Genomic DNA, 21,360 nt, shown 5'->3' with positions numbered 1-21,360 from the left:
CGCCCGCGCGCGCCCCCACGGCGGCGGTCAACGCACGGACCAGCGCTGCGCCCCGGAGCCGTTGCACTCCCACAGCTGTACGAGCGTCCCGTTCACGGTCCCGCTCGCCGCCACGTCGAGGCACTTGCCCGACCCGGCGCCCACGACGGTGCCGCCGGTGGTGAAGGTGAACCTCTGCGCCGTGCCGCCGTTGCACGTCCAGATCTGCACCTTCGTACCGTTGGCCGTGCCATTGGCGTTCACGTCGAGGCAGCGATCGCCGTAGACGCGCAGCTCACCGGCCGCGGTGCGGGTCCAGCGCTGGTTGACCCCGCCGTGGCAGTCCCAGATGTGGATCTGCGCGCCGGGGGTGGTGCTGACCCCGGAGACGTCCAGGCAGCGGTTCGACTGCGGGTTGGACAGCGAGACGGCGGTGCCGACCGGCGGCACGGACGGCGAGGTGAGGCTGCCGGGCACGGCCTGCAGCGCGGAGAACCAGCGCGCCGCCATCTTGTCGTAGCCGCCCGCGTTCGGGTGCAGGCCGTCGGCGAGGTCGGCGGTGGTGAACCCCGAGTGCATGTCGACCAGGTGGGTCATCGGCCCCTTCTGCGCGACGATGCCGGGCACGGCGGCGTTGAAGGCCTGGATCCGCGCCTCCACCGAGGGGTCGGCGGACGGTGTGATCCGCGCGACGAAGAGCTCGACCGTCGGCGCACCGGCCCGGATCTTGTCGATGAGCGCGGACAACCGGCCGGGCGCGCCCGCGACGTTGTAGTTCTGGGTCATGTCGTTGGTGCCGATGTGCAGCAGGATGGTGCGGGGGGCGTAGGTCCGCAGCCAGGCGGCGATGTTCGTGTCGATCTGGTCGATCCGCCACCCCGAGTGGCCCTCGTGGTCGTGGTCGCCGAGGCTGGCCGGTCCGTTGAACCCGGACCCGACGAAGTCGACCGTGTGCTGTCCCGCGACCATCCGCTGCCACAGGTTGACGCGGTAGCCGCCGGGCACGTTGAACCCGTCGGTGATGGAGTCACCGAGCGGCATGACCCGCACGCCGCCGTTCGACTCGGCCTGTGCCGACCCGGCCTGCGCGGGGGTGGCCTGTGCGGGGGTGGCCGTCGCCATCGCCGACCCGGCGGCGAGGACGAACCCGAGCACGGCGGCCCAGAACCTCCTGGAGCTGCGTCGCATAGCTGATCCTTTCGTCTGCACCGTCCCGGGGCAGGCCCCGGCGGGCCGTCATGGCCGGAAAGGGGTCCGCCGCGCGGGGACGGGTGCGTCGTACAGGGGGGTGGAAAGGTCCGCTGTCGGCCGGTGCCGCCGGTGCGGCCCCGGATCAGGGCCGGGTGCCGCCGGTCACGCGGTGTCCCGGACCGCCGGGACGTCTCCCGGATGCCACATGGACATCGGACAGACGTACTGCCGCCAGACCGGAAGACATCGGATGCTAAGCAAAGATTAAATTACCGACTTTTGTCAATGCTGTTATCTCAATTGTCAGAAACAGCGGATATCCCCCACGACGGTCCGCTCCCACCCGTACCGGTGAATGCGCGCGAGCGCGAGGACGAAGAACGCGAAGAGCCGGGCGCCCGCCCGGGAGAGGACGGGCGCCCGGCTCTTCGGGAGCGGGTCAGGGCTGCCGGGCGAGGCCCTTCTCGACCGCCTCGACGATCCGGGGCCGCAGCTCGGCGCAGCTGATGATCGCGTCCACCGAGCCGACGTCGACCGCCCGCTGGATGCTGTGCACCCGGTCGAACTCGGTGGCCACCTCGGTCAGCTTCTCGGACCGTACGGAGGCCCGCAGCTCGGCCAGCTCGGCGGCGAGCGCGGTCCGCGTGGCGGCCGGGGCCTCCGCGACCCGGGCGGCGAGCGCGAGCACGCGGGGGTCGTTGCCGGTCCGCTTGTCGACGTCGCGCGCGAAGACCACCGCGGCGGCCGGGGCACCACCGAGCACCGAGGCGAACGAGCCCTCGACCGCGAGCACGGTCATGTTCGGGTTGAGCGCCTTGGAGAACACCACGAACGCGCCGCCGTGGTAGCGCGAGATCACGCAGAACACGATGGGACCCCTGAAGTTCACCACCGCGCGGCCGATCTCCGCGCCGTACTCCAGCTGCAGCTTGCGCATCGACTCGGGCGAGCCGTCGAACCCCGACAGGTTGGCCAGCACGACCAGCGGGCGGTTCCCGCTGGCGGCGTTGATGGCACGGGCGGCCTTCTTGGACGACCTCGGGAACAGGGTGCCCGCGGTGTAGGTGTCCGGGCCGTCGGTGGGCGGGAACCCCCGGCGCGGCACGGACCGGGACTCGATGCCCAGCAGGCACACCGGACGGCCACCGAGGTGGACGTCCTGGACCGCGGCGGTGTCCGCGTCGGCCATGCCCGCCCACCGCTCCAGCACCGGGTGGTCCTGGTCGGACAGCGCGCGCATGACCGTGCGGATGTCGAACGGCTTCTTGCGGTCCGGGTTGGACTCGACGGAGAAGATCTGGCCCACCGTCGTGAAGTCGCTGTCGGGCACGGAGTGCGGGAACGTCGACACGTCGCGGTCCACCGGGTCGCTGGTGACCGCCCTGCGCGGCCCGCTCTCCCCCGGCGCGACGTAGCTGTGGTCGTAGTGCGACATCAGGACCTCCCGCGCGCCGCGGATGTCCGGCGCCCAGTACTGTGCCTGGCCGTTCGGGCCCATGATCCGGTCGTACCCGCCGATGCCGTGGTTGTCCTCGGCCGACACGCCGCCGGAGAAGTCGAGCGACTGCTTGCCCGTCAGCACCATCGCGGAGTCCGGCGTCATCACCAGGATGCCCTTGGTGTGCATGAGCATCGTGGCCTCGGCGTTCCAGTACGGCTGGGCGCCGACGTTGATGCCCGCGACCACGATGTTGATCTCACCGCCGTCCTGGGTGAAGTTCACGATCCGCTTCAGCGCGGCCGCCACCCAGTCCATGTTCTCGGTGCCGGACGACATCGAGATCCGGGCGCCCGCGGAGAGCGCGAACCACTCCAGCGGCACCCGCATCCGCTCGGCCAGGTCGAGCGCGGCGATCACCCGCGCGCACTCGGGCTCCGACAGCGCGCCGAGCGCCTTCGTCGGGTCGCCCAGCAGCACGACGCGGGTCATGCCCTCCGGGTGGCGCGGCGTGGGCGTGCTGACGACACCCGCGACGAGCGCGGCGGTGTTGCGCCCCTTGGGCCGGTTCACCGGGACCAGCTCCGAGTGCTCGTCCAGGTCGTACTCGGTGAACGAGCCGAACGGCCCGGCGAGCATGCCGGTCAGCTCGTACGGGTGGTGCGTGCCCCGGCTGTGCGCGCGCAGCACCTCCTGGCGGTAGTCGTCCAGCGGCTCGATGGGCTCGGTCGGCGGCGGTACGACGGACAGCCGCACGCCGGAGCCCACGTCGTAGCCGATCCGGACGGCGGTGTCGACGAGCTCGCCGGTGGCGCCGTCGCGGCGCCTGCCGAGGAACAGCACCTCCTCCAGGCCCGCGCCCGCCGTCGTCGGCAGCACGCGCTTCGCCACGGTGCTCAGGTCGTGCGGCGAGAGATCGTTCGGCGGCCACACGTAGATGACGATCCGGTTCGTGGCGGACGCCTTCGCGCCGGGCTTCCTGGCCCGGCGGATCGCGTCGAGGCAGGTGGCCAGGATGTTCTCGGCCGCGGGCAGCGCGACGAGCCTGCCCCCGTCGTCGCGCAGCGGGGTCAGGTCGCGGACCTGCCCCAGGGCGACGAGACGCTCGTCGGAGGGGTTCTGCCGTGCCGTGGCCCGGAAGAGGTAGACCTCCTCGTCGGGCGCGGGCAGCCGGGTGAGGTCGAAGTCGCGCAGCCGCTCCAGCTGCATGCGCTCGGCGATGCGCGGGTGCAGGCCGCGCAGCAGCCGTTCCTCCACGAAGCCGTCCGCGGACGGCCGGAAGGTGAAGTGGTGGTGCATCACGGCGCCGCTGTTGCCCGCGACGGTCGTGACGATGCGGCCGACCCGGTTCGACGGCCGCTGGTCGGCCATGACCTCGCGCAGGCTCGCGGCCATCTCCTCGGGGTCGCTCGGGCCGCCCGGCCAGGTCAGGTAGATGTCGGCCACCAGCTCGCCGTCACCGGCGAACTCGCCGACCGCCCTGACCGCCTCGGCCAGCGCCGGGAAGTCGACCGCGGTGGCCACGAGGCGGCCGTTGCCGGTCGCGGTGCGGTGGTCGGCGACGACGAACGTGCAGCCCGCCGCCTTGCTCACCCGGATGTCGCTGAGCGCGCGGTTGCCGTAGTAGCGGCGGCTCAGCACCTCGAGCAGCGGCACGGGGTCCACGTTCTCGCGGCCGATCCGCTGGCCGACCAGCCGGACGAGCGGCTCGGCGCTGGCGACCATGGCGGAGATCCGCTCGGCGCGGTCGGGCGCGTCCGGGTGCTGGTCGAGGTGGCGCAGGTGCTTGCGTACGGTCGTGTAGACCTTGGCGCGGGTGCGGCGCAGCAGCGGCTGGGCGAACCAGGCGAACACGACGCCGCGCGCCAGGTCCGCGACGGCCGGGAAGCGGACCTGGGTGGCGGCGACCAGGTGCTCCAGCGTCAGGCCGACGGTGACGCGGTCCGCCTCGGCGGGCGGGGCCTCCTCGGCCCACAGGCGCAGCAGGGTCGTCACCACGGCGACGTCGGTGGACGCGCGCCGCTGGGCCAGGAAGATCCGGAAGACCGCGTCCTCCAGCTCCGGCGTACGCTCCAGGCCCTCGACGCCGTAGCGGGACAGCACGTGCGTGAGCCGCTGCTGGAAGCTCTCCGACAGGCCGGACCGGTCCGGGTCCAGATACTGCAGGTAGGTGTGGAAGTACTCGCGGGGGCTGTGCACCGAGGAGTCGGACTTCGTCTCCTCGCCCGCGGGCCGGTTGCGGCTCAGCTCGCTCAGGTCGGCGAACAGGCGCAGCAGCTCGACCTCGCCGGACGGCTCGTGCTCGCCCTCCGCGACGAGCTCGGCGCGCGCGGCCAGGTAGCCGTCGAGCAGGCGCTTCTCGTCCTGCGAGTCGACGTCGAAGCCCAGCAGGAGGCCGCGCAGGTCCTGGAGGCCGCGCGCGGCCCGCTCGGCCGCGGGCACGTCCACCGGCTCGGACGGCAGGTCCAGCTCGGTCTCCCGCACCTCGGCCGCGGGACCGGCCGCCTCGTCGCCGTCACCCAGCGGCTCCAGGCGGAGCAGGCGGGCGCCCGCCTCCACCTGGCTGCCGACCGACACCGCGAGCTCCCGCACCCGGCCGCGGAACGGCGCGCGCAGCACGGTCTCCATCTTCATGCTCTCGACCACGAGCAGCGGAGCGCCCGCCTCGACCTCGTCGCCCGCCTGCAGCGGCGTGGCCACCACGAGCGCGGGCACGGGCGAGCGTACGATGCCGCCCTCGTCGCGGCTGATCCGGTGGGTGACGCCGTCGACCTCGACCAGGTGGATCGGGCCGTGGGTGCTCGTGACGACCTTGAAGCGGACGCCGTTCACGGTGAGCTGGCCGCTGTGCTCGTCGAAGCGCTCGATGCCGACGTCGGCCGCGTGCTGGGGGCCGCCCGCCGAGATGCCGACGCGGAACCGGTGGCCGCCGGTGCGGGCGACCTGGACGCGGTAGCCGACGTCGCGGAGCTTGAGCTCCAGCGCGCGCCCGCTCTCGTGCTGCGACTGCGGGCGGCCACCGTGCGCGGCGGCCAGGAAGCGCTGCCGCGTCACGGCCTCCTCGTCCTCGTAGGCCTCGACGGCGGCGGCGATCAGCGCGATCGCGGAGTGCCGGTGCGAGACCAGGGCGCCCTGGGCGCGCACCCGGTCGATCCAGCCGGTGTCGGCGGATCCGTCGATCACCGCGGGCTCGTCGAGCAGCGTGCGGACGAAGCCCTTGTTCGTCACCCCGCCCTCGATGATCACTATCGTCTGCGTCATCGCGCGGCGCAGGCGGGCCAGCGCCTCCGCGCGGTCACGGCCGTGCGCGATGATCTTGGCGATCATCGAGTCGAAGTCGGCGGGGATCGTGTCGCCCTCGCTGAACCCGGTGTCCACCCGGATGCCGGGGCCGCTGGGCAGCGCCAGCCGCGCGATCCGGCCGGGCGAGGGCGCGAAGTCGCGGTCGGGGTCCTCGGCGTTCAGGCGCGCCTCGACGGCGTGCCCCCACTCCCCGGGCGCGTCGCCTTCGAGCCTGCCGCCCGCCGCGACGTGCAGCTGGGCCTTCACCAGGTCGACACCGGTGGTGATCTCGGTGATCGGGTGCTCGACCTGCAGACGCGTGTTGACCTCAAGGAACGCGAACAGCCGCTCACCGGGGTGGTAGAGGAACTCGACGGTGCCCGCGCCCCGGTAGTCGACCGCGAGTACGAGCCGCTCGGCCGACGCCTTCAGCTCGGCGACCTGCGCGGCGTCGAGGACCGGGGAGGCGGACTCCTCGATGATCTTCTGGTTGCGCCGCTGCACGGAGCAGTCGCGCACGCCCAGCGCCCACGCGGTGCCCTGCCCGTCCGCGATGACCTGCACCTCGACGTGCCGGGCGCCCGTCAGCAGGCGCTCCAGGAACACGACGCCGCTGCCGAACGCGCGCTCGGCCTCCTGCCGCGTCAGCTCGTAGGCCCGGGTCAGCTCGTCGGCGTCGGAGACCTTCCGGATGCCCCGGCCGCCGCCGCCCGCAGTCGCCTTCAGCATCAGCGGGTAGCCGATCCGGTCCGCCGCCGCCTTCGCGTCCTCCAGCGTCTCCACCGGGCCTCGGCTCCACGGCGCGACGGGTACGCCGACCTCTTCGGCGATCAGCTTCGAGCCGATCTTGTCGCCCAGCCTGCGCATCGCCTCGGCCCCCGGGCCGACGAACGTCACGCCGATCTCGGCGCACAGCTCGGCGAACGCCGGGTCCTCCGCCACGAAGCCCCAGCCGACCCAGGCCGCGTCCGCGCCGGTCTCGACCAGGGCCTTCCTGAGGACCGCGTGGTCCAGGTAGGGGCGGTTCGCGGCGGGCCCCAGGTCGTAGGCGATGTCCGCCTCACGGACGAACGTGGCCGTCCGGTCGGAGTCCGTGTAGAGGGCGACGGTCTCGATCCGTGTCCCCATCTCCGCGGCTAGGTCCTGAACCGCGTAGATGAGCCGCATGGCGGCTTCACCGCGGTTGACGATGGCGACACGACTGAACACTGAGCGAACCTTTCGAAGGCGGTGCACACGGCGGCCGTCCCCGCCCCAACCGGATACATCCTCTCGGCCACCCCCGGCTACCGGAATGGCGGGGACTGAGCGTCTTTCGCGACCGGAGTTGTGAGGCTCGCACAAACGTACCCTTCGGGGCGATGTGGCATGCCACCGATCTGATCCCGGGCACGCGGCGACCCGCCGCCGCCGGGATCGGCTCCCGGCCACCGGTCCACGATCGCCGCCAGGCCGAGGGATCTCGGCCATCCCACCGGTCCGGAGGACCCGTTCGAGGACCTCGGAGACGCGGACCGACGCGGACCCTCCGGCGGAGACGCGGCGGTGGTCCTCCGGGGGCCTACCGGCCCGGTGCGCGCGAGCCGTACGCCGGGCCGAACACCACCAGCACCGCCAGGTCCTCGGTCACCTCGACGAACCGGTGCTCCTCGCCCGCCGGTACGAAGATCACCGAACCGGGGCCCACCTCGGCGCTGGCGTCCGGCGTCACGATCCTGGCCCGCCCCGCGGTGACCACGTAGAGCTCGTCCTCGGTGTGCGGGCTCTGGGGGTCGGTCCCGCCCGCCGGGACGCAGTACGTCTCCACCGACAGGTCCGGCACTCTCAGGTGCTCCACCGAGGACTTGGCCGCTCCGGCGGCGGGGGGCGTCCAGGCCCCCGCGCCTTCGATGATCTGCATGGCGGAAGCATAGCCAGCCCCGGCCCGCCCACGTCCCGGGATCTCACCCCGGGTACGGGACGCGGACCGGCACCCGTACCGTGGGGTGCGCGCCGATCACCCTCGCCGTACGGCGCCCTGCCTCCGTGCCGCGACGGCCCGGTTGTGACAGGATGCATCGTCCGTCACCACGCTGAACGCGGTGAAGACCAAGCACGCCTCGGCGGGAGTGATCCATGGTGCCGCGACCTGCCGGAAGGCACCCGTTCTCCGGGCACCGCACCGGCCCGCCCCACGGCCGGGCCCGATGAGCGCGCGCTTCGAGGAGATCGACTGGCGCGCGACGCCGCTGGGAGAGCTGAGCCTGCGGCGCCGCCGGGAGCCCTCGCTCGGCGTCGACGTCTACGAGATCAAGCTCGACGACGACTTCCTCATGTCGAGCCTGTTCACGGTGGCCGAGATCGCGCTCGCCCGGCTCGGGCTGGCGGCGCTGCCGGGCGCGGATCTCGACGTCGTCGTCGGCGGCCTGGGGCTCGGCTACACGGCGCATGCCGTGCTGGAGCATTCCCGCGTACGGTCGCTCGTCGTCGTGGAGGCGCTGCACGAGGTGATCGAGTGGCACGAGCGGGGGCTGTTGCCGCTCGGTGCCGGGCTGGCGGCGGATCCTCGCTGCCGCCTGGTCAACGGTGACTTCTTCGCGATGGCCGCCGCCTCGTCCGGTTTCGACCCCGAGGCGCCGGATACCCGTTTCGACGCCGTGCTCGTCGACATCGACCATTCGCCGCGCCACGTCCTGCATCCGAGCCACGCCGCGTTCTACACCGCCGAGGGCCTGCGCCGGGTGGCCGCTCATCTCCGTCCGGGCGGCGTCCTGGGCCTGTGGTCGAACGACCCCCCGGACGACGGCTTCACCGCGACGCTCTCCGAGGTCTTCGAGAGCTCGGAGGCGCACGTCGTCACCTTCCACAACTTCCTGCAGGGGCAGGAGGCCACCAACACTGTCTACGTGGCGAAATGAGCAGCAGCCAGCGGCCGACCGCCCCCTGACCGCCCGATCCCGGCCGCCCGCGACGAGGGCCCTCAGGGGACGGCGAGTTCCGCGGCGAGGGCGGCGGCCCGTCCGGCGGTGAGCCGTCCATCGGCGACCACGACGGTGATCGCGCGTTCCAGCCGGTCGGGGACGCTCAGCGGCGCGTCCCAGGCCAGGGCCGGTCCGACGCCCGGGTACTCGGCGACGCGGACGAACCACGGGTCGAGCCCGAGGGTCTGTACGAACAGCAGGCTCCAGTCGTCGGAGGTCAGCGCCAGCCAGGGCGAGAGGCTGCCGTGCGCGGCCCGCTCGCCGGAGGCGCCGTCGGCGAAGACGTCCAGCCCGGTGGAGTCGCCGGGCGCGCGCCAGAAGAACCCGCCGTAACCGGCGCCGGTCCGGCCCTTGCAGGCCGAGCTCTGGATCGACAGCGGCTCGCCGGTCCGGTTGTGCAGCGTGAAGGCGACGTCCAGTGCCCAGGCGCCGGGCAGGGCACGGGCGGTGAGGGTCCGCTCCTCGGCGGCCAGGACGGTGCCGTCCGGCCCGATCCAGTCGAGGCGCTCGGCGAAGCCGCCGTCCACGGGGCGCAGTGAGCGCCGCCGCTGCCGCCCGTGGTTGGGGAGGATCACCGGCCCGGTGCCGGGGACGTAGGTGGAGCCGCCCCAGAAGTTGGCCCCGTTGACATCGGAGATCGCCACGCTCGCCCCGAAGTGGTGCACGTGGTCGGCGGGCTGGGTCTCGGTCACGACCGTGCCGCGAAGGGTGCGGACCGGATGAAGATGGGGCCGGGGCGCGTCCGTCGGCTGCAGGTCGCCCCGCTGGACGTAGGTCGCGACCTCCCTCGGACCGACTCGCAACACCGTCTCCGGCCAGGCGGCCGGCGGGGCGCCCCCGGGTTCGTCGGCGTCGTCGGCGTCGGCGGGACGACGCGATTCCCACGCCCCCGGCACCGGCTTCGGTTCCGGTTCCGGCCGGGTGACCGGCCCGGAGCCGAGGTCGCCGGGGAAACCGAGTTCCGACAGGGTTCTCAGCTCCGCCGCCGCGCGTACGGCCAGGCCCTCGATGCCCGGCAGCACCAGCCGGGACGGTTCGGCGCGGAAGCCGTCGACGGGCAGCGGGCCGGGGGCGCGCCGGACCTCGTCGAGCAGCCGGGTGAAGCCGCCGGTCCGCTCCAACGGCACCAGCAGTTCCTCGCCCTCCCTGATGTGCGCCAGGAGGTTGCCGAGGAGGTCGGCCCGGTCGAAGCCGGTGCGTACGCCGTCCACCTCGATCTCGTCGAGGGTGTAGAAGAGCAGGGCCGAGCGGGTCTCGCCGTGCAGGTGCAGGTAGGGCTCGGTCCGGCGGCCCGCGCAGAGGCTCACGGTGATCGCGATGACGGTGCCGTCGGCGAGGCGGAGCCGGGCGCTGGAGGTGTCGTCGCAGGAGATCGCGTTGGCCCGGTACAGCTCCAGCTCGACCCCCTCGACCGAGGAGGCCGTGTCGGCTCCCGCGACGGCCAGCGCGGTGGCCGCCGCGTGCGCGAACGGGTTGGTCAGCGCGCCGTCCATGATGTCCACGCCGTCCAACCGGCGTTTCCCCGCCCAGGGGGCGCGCGCGTAGTAGGCGAACGGGCGCGTCCAGGCTCCGGCGACGCCGATGCCGCGGATCGGCTCCCCCAGCAGCCCGGCCGCCGAGGGGACGGCGGCCGAGCCGAGCGACTGGAAACCGACCTGGCAGGCCAGCCCCGTCGCGGCCACGGCGGCGGAGATCCGCTCGAACTCCTCCAGCGACGGCGTGGGGGGTTTCTCCAGCAGTACGTGCGCCCCGGCCCGCAGGGCCGCGACGGCGAGCGGCGCGTGGGTGTGGATCGGCGTCGCGATCACCGCGACCTCCGCGCCGGTCTCGGCGATCAGCGACGGCAGGTCCGCCGACCACGGCACGCCGAGGCCGGGCGCCGGGCGGGTGTCGCAGACCCCGGCGAGCTCGGCCCGGCCGGACGCGGCGAGCCGCCGGACGTTCGCCAGGTGGTTCCTCCCGTGGCCGTGGATCCCGGCGACCACCACGCGTACCGGCTTCACGGCGCCCACCTCGTCGGTGCCCCGGTCGCGCGCAGCTCCGGCCCGGTGATCTGCACCGGGAGGGGCGGGGCGAGCAGCCCGAGGTCGGCCAGCGCGGCGTCCTCCACCCGTTCCACCATCGCGGGATGGTGCAGCGCGAGGGCGAGCTGGCCCGACAGCTCGGTGAGCAGGTGCGGGTAGACCGGGACGCCGAAGGCGCGGGCGAGCTCGGCGATCCGCAGGAACGGCGTGATCCCGCCGACCCGTACCAGGTTCGGCTGGACGACGTCGCAGGCGCCCCCGGTCAGCAGGTCGCGGAACCCGTGGACGGTGGCGACGTTCTCGCCGACCGCGACCGGGGTGGCGACGCTCCGCCGCAGTTCCACCTGGGCGGCGAGGTCGTCGGCGGGCAGCGGTTCCTCGATCCAGAACAGGTCGTACCTCTCCAGGGCCCGCAGCGCGGTCCTGGCCCGGTGCAGGTCCCATCGCTGGTTGGCGTCGACCATCAGCAGCCGGTCGGGGCCAATCACCTCGCGGACGGCCGCCACCCGCTCGACGTCCTCGGCCAGCGAGGGGCGGCCGACCTTGATCTTGACCGCGGTGTATCCGGTGGCGACCCACCGTCCGGCCTGCGCCCGGAGTTCCTCCAGCGAGTAGTGGAGGTTGACCCCGCTGCCGTAGACGGGGACGCTCGCGCGCCGGGCGCCGAGGACCTCGACGAGCGGTCGCTCGCCGCAGCGCAGGTCCCAGAGCGCGAGGTCCACCCCGGCCAGGGCGATCGGGACGATCCCGGCCCGCCCCGCCTCGGCGAGGTGGGCCGACAGCCGGTCCCACACCAGCTCCGGATGCGGCGGCAGGCCGATCACCGCGTCGCGGATGTCGTGCTCCAGCAGGGCCTTGATCGCCTGGGCCCCGATCTGCGGCGTCCAGGCCATCCCGGTACCGTGCCGCCCGTCGTCCAGCGCGATCGTGACGAGCAGCGCGTGGTTGCGGGGCACGTCCGGTCCCCAGGGCCGGGCCAGGGGCACCGAGCGCGGCGTGACCGTCAGGTCCTTGATCATGACGCGACCAGGGCGAGTCCCGACTTGATCAGTGCCTCGAGCTCGGCCTCGTGCTCGGGCGCCACCGGGACCAGCGGCGGCCGGACCTGGCCGGCGTCCAGGCCGCGCAGCCGCACCCCGGCCTTGACCAGCGACACCGCGTAGCCCGGCACCTTGGAGCGCAGCCGTACCAGCGGCGCGTAGAACTCGGTGAGCAGCCGTTCGTCGCCGTTCAGGTAGGCGTTGGCGATCTCGGGGGCGAAGCAGAACACCGCGCTGGAGTACAGGCCGACGCCGAGCGCCCGGTAGGCGGGCTGGGTCAGCTCGGCGGTCGGCAGCCCGTTGAAGAACAGGAAGTCCTGGCGGGCCTCCCGGACGGCCAGCACGATCCGCTGCATCCGGTCGATGTCGCCGAGGCCGTCCTTCAGCCCGATGACGCCGGGGATCGCGGCCAGCTCGACCGCGGCCTCCGGTTCGAGCGCGATCGGCCCGCGCTGGTAGATGACCACCGGGAGCTCGGCGGCGATCGCCCGTACGTAGGCGGGGTAGCCGGGTCCCTGGGCGAGGTAGGGCGGCATGAGCAGCAGCCCGTCGGCGCCCGCCTCGCGGGCGGCCCGCGCCTGGGCGAGTGCCGCGCCGATCGGCCCGCCCGCCCCGGCGAACACCGGGACGGCCCCGGCGGTCGTCTTCACGGCCACCCGTACGGCCTCGGCGTGCTCGGCCTGCGACAGCGCGGTGAACTCGCCGGTCCCGCAGGCGGCGAACACGCCGCCCGGCCGGTGCTCAAGTCCCTGCCGGACGTGGTCGGCCAGCACGCCGGGCGCGAGTTCGCCGTCCGGGCCGAAGGGGGTGACGGGGAAGAAAAGGACACCATCGAGGTTCATGGTCGGGTCTCTTTCAGGAGAGTTCGGTGCGCCAGCTGCGCTTGGCGGTCCAGCCGAGCAGCCGCTCGGCCTTGGCGGAGGAGAAAGCGGGGGCGGTGCCGGTCAGGTGGGCGGCGAACGCCTTCGTCTCCGGCATGACGGCCGGCAGCAGCTCGGCCAGCGGCTCGCGCGCCAGGGCGTCGGCCGCGCCCGCGAAGAAGACCTCGCCGTTCGTCTCCAGCAGGGGGAGCCTGGTGAGCAGGGTGTCGACGAAGTCCCCGGCGTCGCGGGCGTCGAGGTAGTTGAACAGGGAGACCCCGCCTATCTCGGGCCGGTTCAGCCGTTCGGTGATCGTGTGCCCGGACTGGGTGGGGGCGCCCTCCCACTCCTCGGGCGCGACAACGAAGCAGGGGCGGACCGCGGCCATCCGGGTGGTCTCGGTGGTCCGGGCGAACGTCCGCATGGTCTGCTCGGCCACGATCTTCGACAGGTTGTAGGCGTTCCAGGGTTCCGTCGGGTGGTCCTCGTCCAGCGGCAGGTAGGCGGGGGTCCAGCCGCCCGGCGCGCCGTATCCGATCACCGTGGGGCTGCTGGCCACGATGAGCTTCTCCACGCCGAGGGCGACCGAGGCCGCGCAGACGTTGAAGGCGAGCTGGGTGTTGACGCGGAACGTGGTGGGCTCGGGGCGGCTGAACGGCACCGCGACGGCCGCCAGATGCACTACCGCCTCCGGCCGGAACTGCGCGATCACCGAGTGAGCCTCGCCCAGGTCGGTGAGATCCGCGGGAAGGGCCGAGGCGGCCTCGCGCGGGGTTCCCGGCGCGCTGTCCACGCCGATCACCTCGTGTCCGGCCGCCGCGAGCGAGGTGACCACGCTGCGTCCGAGCCGACCCGCGCTGCCGGTGACGAGCACTCTGCTCACCGTGTGGACTCCTTTGGAAGACTGCAATCAGTTGCAGTAAACAATCGCGTCCGGCGGGACAATACGTCAAGTGAGCGGGCTCAATCACCAGCAACCGGTCTCAGGATGGTTTACCTATCTGCAAACGATTGCGTTAGGGTGTGCGGCATGTCAGTGACCATTCGGGATGTCGCCAACGCCTCGGGCGTCCACGTGTCGACGGTCTCCCGAACCTTCTCGGCGCCCCATCTGGTGAACGCCGAGACCCGGACCCGGGTGCTGGCCGCGGCCGAGCAGCTCGACTACCGGCCCAACCGGGCGGCCCGCTCGCTCAAGACGGGCCGGACCAACAACATCGGGCTGATCGTGGCCGATCTGGCCAACCCGTTCTTCCCCCCGCTGATCAAGGCAGCGCAGGCCGCGGCCCGCCGCCAGGACTACCACCTGTTCGTGGCCGACACCGGCGAGGACCCCGCCGAGGAGGAGAACCTCGTACTGGCCTTCTCCAAGCAGGTCGACGGCATCGTGCTGTGCAGCCCGCGCCTGTCCAACAAGGCCCTGGAGAAGCTCTCGGAACGCGTCTCGTTCGTGCTGGTCAACCGGCGCATCCGCGGGCTGACCACGGTCGTGATGGACGTCGCCAACGGCGCCCGCGCCGCCATGGAGCACCTCGTGGAGCTCGGCCACCGGCGCGTCGCCGTGGTGACGGGCCCGGCCGGGTCGTGGACCAGCGGCGAGATCCGCAAGGCCGTCACGGAGATGCCCGGTCTCGACACGGTCGTCATCGGCCCCAACTCCCCCACCGAGGAGGGCGGCATCGCCGCCGCGGCCAAGGTCGCCGAGGCCGGGGTGACCGGCGTGCTCGCCTACAACGACCTCGTCGCCATCGGCCTCATCGGGGGGCTGGAGACCCTCGGTGTCGACGTGCCGGGCGACGTCAGCGTGATCGGTTTCGACGACAGCATCACCGGGCGGCTGCACCGCCCCAAGCTCACCACGGTCGCGATGCCCGCGAGCGACGCCGGCCGGATGGCGGTCGACCTCCTCATCCAGTCGATGAGCGCCGCGACCGTCCTGGAGACCCATCTGGTGGTCCGCGACTCCACCGCGCCTCCCCGGAACACGCCGTGAGGTTCACCGGCTGAGGCGGCCCCCCGCCCAGAAAATGATGATATTTCGCCCGGCGACCACGATGTCCGGCTTTTTGTCTTAGAGGGCGCCCCCAGGGATGGAACCGCTCCCACCAAGGCCGCCCACCGGGTGTTCCCCGCTCCCCGCAGCGACGGAAAACCCCACCTCACAGCTGCAATCGGTTGTACTAACTCGCGATCGAGCGAGATTTTTCCACCGGGCTCCTGACAGGGCATATCTCACCTGAGCTGGGATAACACCAAAACCGAACGTCACGATTCGTGATCCAGCTCACTGCAAAGGGTTGACGTCTTAGTTCGTGAAGCTATAGGAAAAGCGCATCCCATTCACCAACTCCCCGAAGGGCCAGTGATGACGCTGAGTCCCGCACCGGCGGGGACGGCCGAGGTGCCGGTCGCGCCCCCGGAAAAGGCGGGCGCCCCCCACCCCGGGCGTCTCAAGAGCCCCCGCGGCCGATCGCAGGCACTGGCGGCCTACCTGTTCCTGGCCCCTTGGTTCGTCGGCCTGTTCGCGATCACGCTCGGCCCGATGATCGCCTCGCTCTACCTGTCGTTCACCGACTACAGCCTGCTGAGCGAGGCCCACTGGGTGGGCTTCGACAACTACGAGAAGATGTTCGTCGAGGACGACCGGTTCATGGCCTCGCTGCGGGTGACGACCACGTACGTGGTGGTGTCCGTCCCGCTGCAGCTGGCCTTCGCCCTGGCGCTGGCGCTCGTGCTGGACAGGGGGCTGCGCGGCCTGCCGTTCTACCGTTCGATCTTCTACCTGCCCTCACTGCTCGGGGGCAGCGTGGCGATCTCGATCCTCTGGCGGAAGATCTTCGGGACCGACGGCATCGTCAACTCGTTCCTCGGCCTGTTCGGCTACGAGGGCCAGGGCTGGGTGACCAGCCCCGACACCGCGCTGTGGACGCTGATCATCCTGCACGTCTGGACGTTCGGCGCCCCGATGGTCATCTTCCTGGCCGGGCTCCGCCAGATCCCGCGGAGCCTGTACGAGGCGGCCTCGGTCGACGGCGCCGGCAGATGGCGGAAGTTCCGCTCGATCACCCTGCCGCTGCTCACCCCGATCATCTTCTTCAACCTGGTGCTGGAGGTGATCAAGTCGTTCCAGTCCTTCACCCAGTCGTTCATCGTCAGCGGCGGCAACGGCGGACCGGTCGACTCGACCCTGTTCTACACGCTCTACCTCTACATCAAGGGCTTCAAGAACTACGAGATGGGTTACGCGGCCGGCATGGCCTGGGTGCTGCTGCTCATCATCGCCGCGCTGACCGCCGTCAACTTCCTCATGTCTCGATTCTGGGTCTTCTATGGCGACGACAAGTAAGCGCGTGCCGGCCCTGTTCCGGCCCGCCCCGCGCCTGGTCAGGCACCTGCTGCTCATCGCCGCCGGGCTGTTCATGCTCTACCCGCTGCTCTGGATGATCTCCAGCTCACTCAAGCCCGAGGAGCTGATCTTCCGGGAGCCGGGGCTGGTGCCGACCTCGGTGACGGCCGGGAACTACACCGAGGGCTGGGGCGCGCTCAAGCACTCCTTCGGCTACTACCTGTGGAACTCGGCGGTCGTCACCGCCCTCGCGGTGGTCGGCAACCTGGTCGCCTGCTCGCTCGCGGCCTACGCCTTCGCCCGGCTGGAGTTCCCGCTGAAGAGGATGTGGTTCGCGATCATGCTCGGCTCGATCATGCTGCCGCACCACGTCACGGTCGTCCCGCAGTACATCGTGTTCGCCAAGATCGACTGGATCAACACCATCTGGCCGATCGTCGCGCCGAAGTTCCTCGCGACCGACGCGTTCTTCATCTTCCTGATGGTGCAGTTCATCCGCACGCTTCCCCGGGAGCTGGACGAGGCGGCGGCGATCGACGGCGCGGGCTACTGGCGCACGTTCGTCCGGGTGATCCTGCCGCTGTGCGTCCCGGCGCTGGCGACCACCGCGATCTTCACCTTCATCTGGACCTGGAACGACTTCTTCACCCAGAACCTCTACCTGACCAACTCCGACAACCTCACCGTTCCCGTCGCGCTCCGGCAGTTCATGGACTCCAGCGGCGAGTCCTCCTGGGGTCCGCTGTTCGCGATGTCGATCATCTCGCTCGGCCCGATCTTCGGCTTCTTCCTCGCGGGCCAGAAGTATCTCATCCGCGGCATGGCGACCACCGGCCTCAAATAACCCCTCCCATCCCCCATTCCCGGAGGTATCTCGATGAAGCGCATCCTGGCGGCCACCACCCTCACCCTGCTCGCCGTGTCGGCCACCGCGTGCGGCGGCGACGACAGCGGTGACTCCGGCGGGAAGACGAAGGTCGTCTTCTCGTACTGGGGCAGCGACGCCCGGCAGAAACTGACGGAGTCGGCCATCGCCGCGTTCGAGAAGAAGAACCCGACGATCGACATCGAAGGCGACTTCTCCGACTGGGACAGCTACTACGAGAAGCTGGCCACCAAGACCGCGGCCGGTGACGCCCCGGACGTCATGTCCATCGAGATCCGCGGTCTCGCCGAGTACGCCGGCCGCGCCACCCTCGCCGACCTCACCGGCAAGGTCAACACCGCCGACCTCGACCAGGAGGTGCTCAAGGCCGGTCAGGTCGACGGCAAGCAGTACGCCATCCCCACCGGCGTCAACACCTTCCCGATGATCGTCAACAGGGCGACGGTGGAGAAGGCGGGCCAGCAGGTCCCCGACGACACGACCTGGACCTGGGACGAGTACATCTCGCTCTCCCAGAAGGTGACCGAGAAGGGCGACGGCAAGATCTGGGGCACCGAGTACAACGAGAACCCCGCTTTCCTGCAGCTGTTCGCCGCCCAGCGCGGGGAGAACTTCTACCAGGACGGGAAGATCGGCCTGTCGGAGCAGACCGTCAAGGACTGGTGGGTCCTCCTGCAGAAGATCATCTCCACCAAGGCCGGTCCGGGCGCCGCCCAGATGCTGGAGACCGGCACCAAGGTCGATCAGGCCCTGCTCGCCACGAACGCCAGCGCGTTCGGCAGCTGGTGGAGCAACCAGCTCACCGCGCTGAGCAAGGGCTCCGGCCAGGAGCTCGACCTGCTGCGGATGCCCAAGGCCGAGGGCGCGGCCACCGCGGGCATGTTCCTGCAGCCCGCGATGTACTACACGATCTCGTCCAAGACCGAGAAGGCCGACGCCGCCCAGAAGTTCGTCGGCTTCCTCGTCAACGACCCCGAGGCCGGGGCGATCCTGCTCAGCGACCGCGGCCTGCCGACCAACCCCAAGGTCGTCGCCGCCATCAAGGACAAGCTGACCCCGGCCGACCAGAAGGTGCTGGCCTTCATCGACTCGATCAGGAGCGAGCTGAGCCCCATCTCGATCCCGCCGAAGGGCGCCATGGAGATGGAGGACATCCTCAAGCGCGCCACCGACTCGGTGCTGTTCGGCAAGGCCTCCGCGGACGACGCGGCGAAGTCCTTCCTCACCGAGGCCAACACCGCCATCACCAAGTGAGCCAAGTGGACCAGGTGGACCAGGTGGACCAGGCGAACCAGGTGACCGGCGCCCGCTGACGTGCCGTACGGCTCGCGCCGAGCCGTACGGCACCCCCTTCCTCCCCTTCTCTCGATGGAGTTCTCGATGCGATACGCCTTCGTCGGGCTCGGCCACCGCGCGCAGCTGTACGTCGACGCGCTGCTCGGCGAGTGGGGCGACACCGGCGAGATCGTCGCCCTCTGCGACGTCAACCGGACCCGGCTCGGCTACTACCGCGACCGGATCGGCCGCGACGTCCCCTGCTTCGCGCCGTCCGAGTACGGCGCGATGCTGCGGCTCGCGGACGCCGTCGTGGTCGCCACCGTCGACGCCACCCACGCCCGGTACGTCGTCGCCGCCCTGGAGGCGGGCAAGGACGTCATCGTGGAGAAGCCGCTGTGCACCACCGCCGAGGACTGCGCGGCCATCGCCGAGGCCGCCGAACGGAGCGGCGGGCGGCTCGTCGTCACCTTCAACTACCGCTACTCGCCGCGCAACAGCGCCGTCCGGCGGCTGGTCGCCGACGGGGCGATCGGCGACGTCACCTCCGTGCACTTCGAGTGGGTGCTGGACACCATCCACGGGGCCGACTACTTCCGCCGCTGGCACCGCGACAAGGCCGGTTCCGGCGGCCTGCTGGTGCACAAGTCCACCCACCACTTCGACCTGGTCAACTGGTGGCTCGCCGACACCGCCCGCTCCGTCTACGCCCGCTCGGCGCTGCGGTTCTACGGGGCCGGAAACGCCCGCGCCCGCGGCCTGCGCGACCGGCCGGAACGCGCCCACGGCGCGCCGGGCCTCGGCACCGACCCCTACCTCCTCGACCTCTCCGCCGACCCCCGGCTCAGGCGCCTCTACCTGGACGCCGAACACGAGGACGGCTACCTGCGCGACCGGGACGTGTTCGGCGAGGGCGTGACCATCGAGGACAACATGGCCGTCCTCGCCGGATACTCCCGGGGGGCGACGCTCACCTACTCCCTCAACGCCCACGGCCCCTTCGAGGGCTACCGGGTGGCGCTCAACGGCACCGGGGGGCGGCTGGAGCTGGAGGTCGTCGAGCGCGCCTGGACCCCGCCGCGAGCCGCGGTCGACCCGACCGCCGCCGACAAGGCCCACGCCCCCGGCGCCTCCGAGCGGCTCGTCGTGCACCGGCACTGGAGCGAGCCCGAGGAGGTGGACGTCTCCTCCGGCGCGGGCGGCCACGGCGGCGGCGACGTCCTCATGCTGAACGACGTCTTCCGCGGCGCGGGCGAGGATCCCCTGGGCCGCCAGGCGGGATACCGCGCGGGCGTCGCCAGCGTGATGGTCGGGATCTCGGCCAACCTGTCGGCCGCGACCGGCGCGCCCGTCCTCCTCGACGAGGACGGCACCCGGCCCGCGAGCTGATCCGCGAAACCCCGCTATTCGGACGCGCAGCCCTGCTATTCGGACGTGAAGTCGCCGAGGTGTGGCTGTGAGGCCGCCGACGGATCCACCCTTTAGTCAGCAATCCAGCATCACCACGACAAGGGGGATCCATGCGTTTTTCCCGGAAGATCGCCGGCGCCGTCGCGGGGGCGGCGCTGGTCGCCGTGACCACCGTCTCACCGGCCGCCGCCGACGTCGGCCCGCCCCCGGGCTGCCCGCTCGGACACTTCTGCGTCTCCGGCGGGCCCACCAGCCCGACCACCTTCTCCAGGGCGGGAAACTGGTCCGGCAGGATGGGCACCACCTACATCTTCAACCACGGCCGCCCTCTTCCCGGGGCGGATCACCTGCTGGTCACCTGGTACCGGGGCCTGGACGGCTCCGGCCCGTACAGCAAGTGCGTGCACTACTACCCCGGCCCCGGCGATTACTACATCTGGACCGTCAACGAGCCGATGGAGATCGTCAGCGTCCGCTGGCGCGGGGAGTGCTGACCGGCTCCCGAAAGTACAGGCCACCCGGGTCCTCACGCTCCCTTCCCACGGGAAACGGCGCCGAGGACCCTCGCGAGCGGCGGGCGGGGGACGCGGGCCCGCCGTAGGGGGCGGGGCGGGGAAGCGGGTACGGGCGAAACCGGGCCTCCCGCTTCCCCGCCGACCGCCCCGGCACCCCTCCGCGACCCAGCGGGCGGCGGGCCCGGCGGCTCGAAGACGAGCGGGCGAGCGGGCGAGCGGGCGAGCGGGCGAGCGGGCGAGCGGGCGAGCGGGGCGATGGCACCACCGTCAGCGCCCGCCCCGCGGCCTGCGCCAGGTCATGATCTCCGTCGCCGGGAGACGCTCCGCGAAGCGGTCGCCGGGCGACGCCTCCCGCAGCACCGCGCGCAGGTCCCGCTCGAAGTCCGCCAGCCTGTCGCCGAACAGGTGCGGGGCGGAGTCGGACCGGGAGAACACCCACGCCACGACGTCGTCCGCGACGCGCCCGACCACCTCCCCCGCCGGTACGACATGCCGTTCGAAGTCCCCGAACCCGGCTCGTTCCAGGACGAGGTCCTCCCGGCCGGGCGTGCCGTTGACGAGCGTCCCCCGCCCCGCGCGGCGCACCGGGCCCAGGTAGCGGCGCACCAGGTCGCCGATCCGCTCGTACGGAGGGGCGGGCAGCGGCGGGGCCGGTTCGGGGGGCGGGTCCTTGAGGTCGCTCATGTGGACGAACGCGCCCCCCGGTTCCAGCATCTCCAGCACGGTCGCGGCGACCCGGTCCCGGTCCGTCCAGTGGAAGGACTGGGCGAACACCACGACCCGGAACTCCCCCAGCCCGGCCGGCAGGTCCTCGGCGCGGGCGGCGACCCAGCGCGCGTTGGTCACCCCGTGGCGCCCGGCCCGCAGCCCGGCCTCGGCCAGCATGTCCTCGTCCGGGTCGACGCCGACCGCCTCGGCGAAGAACGGGGCCAGGGGGAGCGTCACGATGCCCGGCCCGCAGCCGACGTCGAGGAGCCGGCCCCGGCCGTCCAGCCCGAGCGCCGTGGCCAGCGTCCCGGCGAAGCCCGGGGCGTACGGCAGCCGTCCGCGCTCGTAGTGGGCCGCGCTTCCCCGGAAGAGGGTCTCGTCCCACTGCCATCCCTCGGGCATGCCGATCTCCCTCCGCGAGCCTACGGTGTCGCGACCATCCTGCC

At 71.9% G+C, this 21,360-nt stretch carries 15 protein-coding genes; 7 read left to right on the top strand and 8 right to left on the bottom strand.

Annotation, left to right across the window (positions count from 1 at the left end; genetic code table 11):
- Positions 1 to 27: 27 nt before the first annotated feature.
- From ACW9TB_RS20385 to ACW9TB_RS20375, 3 genes are all read right to left on the bottom strand, one after another.
- The gene (locus ACW9TB_RS20385) at positions 28 to 1,167 is read right to left on the bottom strand and encodes a ricin-type beta-trefoil lectin domain protein (protein ID WP_472749604.1); all 1,140 of its coding nucleotides are present in this window, start codon (positions 1,165 to 1,167) and stop codon (positions 28 to 30) included.
- A 442-nt stretch (positions 1,168 to 1,609) separates the two neighbouring features.
- On the bottom strand, positions 1,610 to 7,099 hold the full coding sequence (locus tag ACW9TB_RS20380; protein ID WP_472749603.1) for an ATP-binding protein: 5,490 nt from the start codon (positions 7,097 to 7,099) through the stop codon (positions 1,610 to 1,612).
- A gap of 352 nt (positions 7,100 to 7,451) precedes the next feature.
- On the bottom strand, positions 7,452 to 7,790 hold the full coding sequence (locus tag ACW9TB_RS20375) for a cupin domain-containing protein (RefSeq protein WP_472749602.1): 339 nt from the start codon (positions 7,788 to 7,790) through the stop codon (positions 7,452 to 7,454).
- 286 nt (positions 7,791 to 8,076) lie between these two features.
- Between ACW9TB_RS20375 and ACW9TB_RS20370 the strand changes: the two genes are divergently transcribed.
- Positions 8,077 to 8,787, top strand: coding sequence for a spermidine synthase (locus ACW9TB_RS20370; protein ID WP_472749644.1), 711 nt, complete (start codon positions 8,077 to 8,079; stop codon positions 8,785 to 8,787).
- 62 nt (positions 8,788 to 8,849) lie between these two features.
- Here the strand turns inward: ACW9TB_RS20370 and ACW9TB_RS20365 are convergent, their stop codons facing one another.
- Genes ACW9TB_RS20365 through ACW9TB_RS20350 form a run of 4 tightly spaced genes read right to left on the bottom strand, consistent with a single transcriptional unit; the run spans position 8,850 to position 13,657 of the window.
- Positions 8,850 to 10,853, bottom strand: coding sequence for a DUF6807 family protein (locus tag ACW9TB_RS20365; RefSeq protein ID WP_472749601.1), 2,004 nt, complete (start codon positions 10,851 to 10,853; stop codon positions 8,850 to 8,852).
- Positions 10,850 to 11,893 (bottom strand): mandelate racemase/muconate lactonizing enzyme family protein, encoded by a 1,044-nt coding sequence (locus ACW9TB_RS20360; RefSeq protein WP_472749600.1) that lies wholly within the window; start codon positions 11,891 to 11,893, stop codon positions 10,850 to 10,852. Before ACW9TB_RS20360 ends, ACW9TB_RS20365 begins: the two co-directional genes overlap by 4 nt.
- Complete coding sequence (locus tag ACW9TB_RS20355) at positions 11,890 to 12,756, bottom strand: 5-dehydro-4-deoxyglucarate dehydratase (protein ID WP_472749599.1); 867 nt, start codon at positions 12,754 to 12,756, stop codon at positions 11,890 to 11,892. The genes ACW9TB_RS20360 and ACW9TB_RS20355 overlap by 4 nt, the downstream gene beginning before the upstream one ends.
- 13 nt (positions 12,757 to 12,769) lie before the next feature.
- Positions 12,770 to 13,657: an NAD-dependent epimerase/dehydratase family protein gene (locus ACW9TB_RS20350; protein WP_472749598.1), complete on the bottom strand. Its 888-nt coding sequence runs from the start codon at positions 13,655 to 13,657 to the stop codon at positions 12,770 to 12,772.
- Between the two features lie 147 nt (positions 13,658 to 13,804).
- Between ACW9TB_RS20350 and ACW9TB_RS20345 the strand changes: the two genes are divergently transcribed.
- The 6 genes from ACW9TB_RS20345 (at position 13,805) to ACW9TB_RS20320 (ending at position 20,185) form a co-directional block, all read left to right on the top strand.
- Positions 13,805 to 14,767, top strand: a complete 963-nt coding sequence (locus ACW9TB_RS20345; RefSeq protein ID WP_472749597.1) for a LacI family DNA-binding transcriptional regulator — start codon at positions 13,805 to 13,807, stop codon at positions 14,765 to 14,767.
- A gap of 372 nt (positions 14,768 to 15,139) precedes the next feature.
- Positions 15,140 to 16,120, top strand: coding sequence for a carbohydrate ABC transporter permease (locus ACW9TB_RS20340; RefSeq protein WP_472749596.1), 981 nt, complete (start codon positions 15,140 to 15,142; stop codon positions 16,118 to 16,120).
- Positions 16,104 to 16,964: a carbohydrate ABC transporter permease gene (locus ACW9TB_RS20335; RefSeq protein ID WP_472749595.1), complete on the top strand. Its 861-nt coding sequence runs from the start codon at positions 16,104 to 16,106 to the stop codon at positions 16,962 to 16,964. The genes ACW9TB_RS20340 and ACW9TB_RS20335 overlap by 17 nt, the downstream gene beginning before the upstream one ends.
- A 33-nt stretch (positions 16,965 to 16,997) precedes the next feature.
- Positions 16,998 to 18,260 (top strand): ABC transporter substrate-binding protein, encoded by a 1,263-nt coding sequence (locus tag ACW9TB_RS20330; RefSeq protein ID WP_472749594.1) that lies wholly within the window; start codon positions 16,998 to 17,000, stop codon positions 18,258 to 18,260.
- Between the two features lie 126 nt (positions 18,261 to 18,386).
- A complete protein-coding gene (locus ACW9TB_RS20325; protein ID WP_472749593.1) occupies positions 18,387 to 19,670 on the top strand; it encodes a Gfo/Idh/MocA family oxidoreductase in 1,284 nt (427 codons plus the stop codon).
- Positions 19,671 to 19,801: 131 nt separating this feature from the next.
- The gene (locus ACW9TB_RS20320; RefSeq protein ID WP_472749592.1) at positions 19,802 to 20,185 is read left to right on the top strand and encodes a hypothetical protein; all 384 of its coding nucleotides are present in this window, start codon (positions 19,802 to 19,804) and stop codon (positions 20,183 to 20,185) included.
- A 288-nt stretch (positions 20,186 to 20,473) separates the two neighbouring features.
- Here the strand turns inward: ACW9TB_RS20320 and ACW9TB_RS20315 are convergent, their stop codons facing one another.
- Entirely contained in the window at positions 20,474 to 21,316 is an 843-nt protein-coding gene (locus ACW9TB_RS20315; RefSeq protein ID WP_472749591.1) for a class I SAM-dependent methyltransferase, read from the bottom strand.
- Positions 21,317 to 21,360 lie beyond the last annotated feature (44 nt).

The sequence above is a fragment of the Streptosporangium sp. H13245 genome (assembly GCF_055690525.1).
Note: the sequence above shows the minus strand (reverse complement) of the source record. Positions and strands in the feature narration are given on the sequence as shown.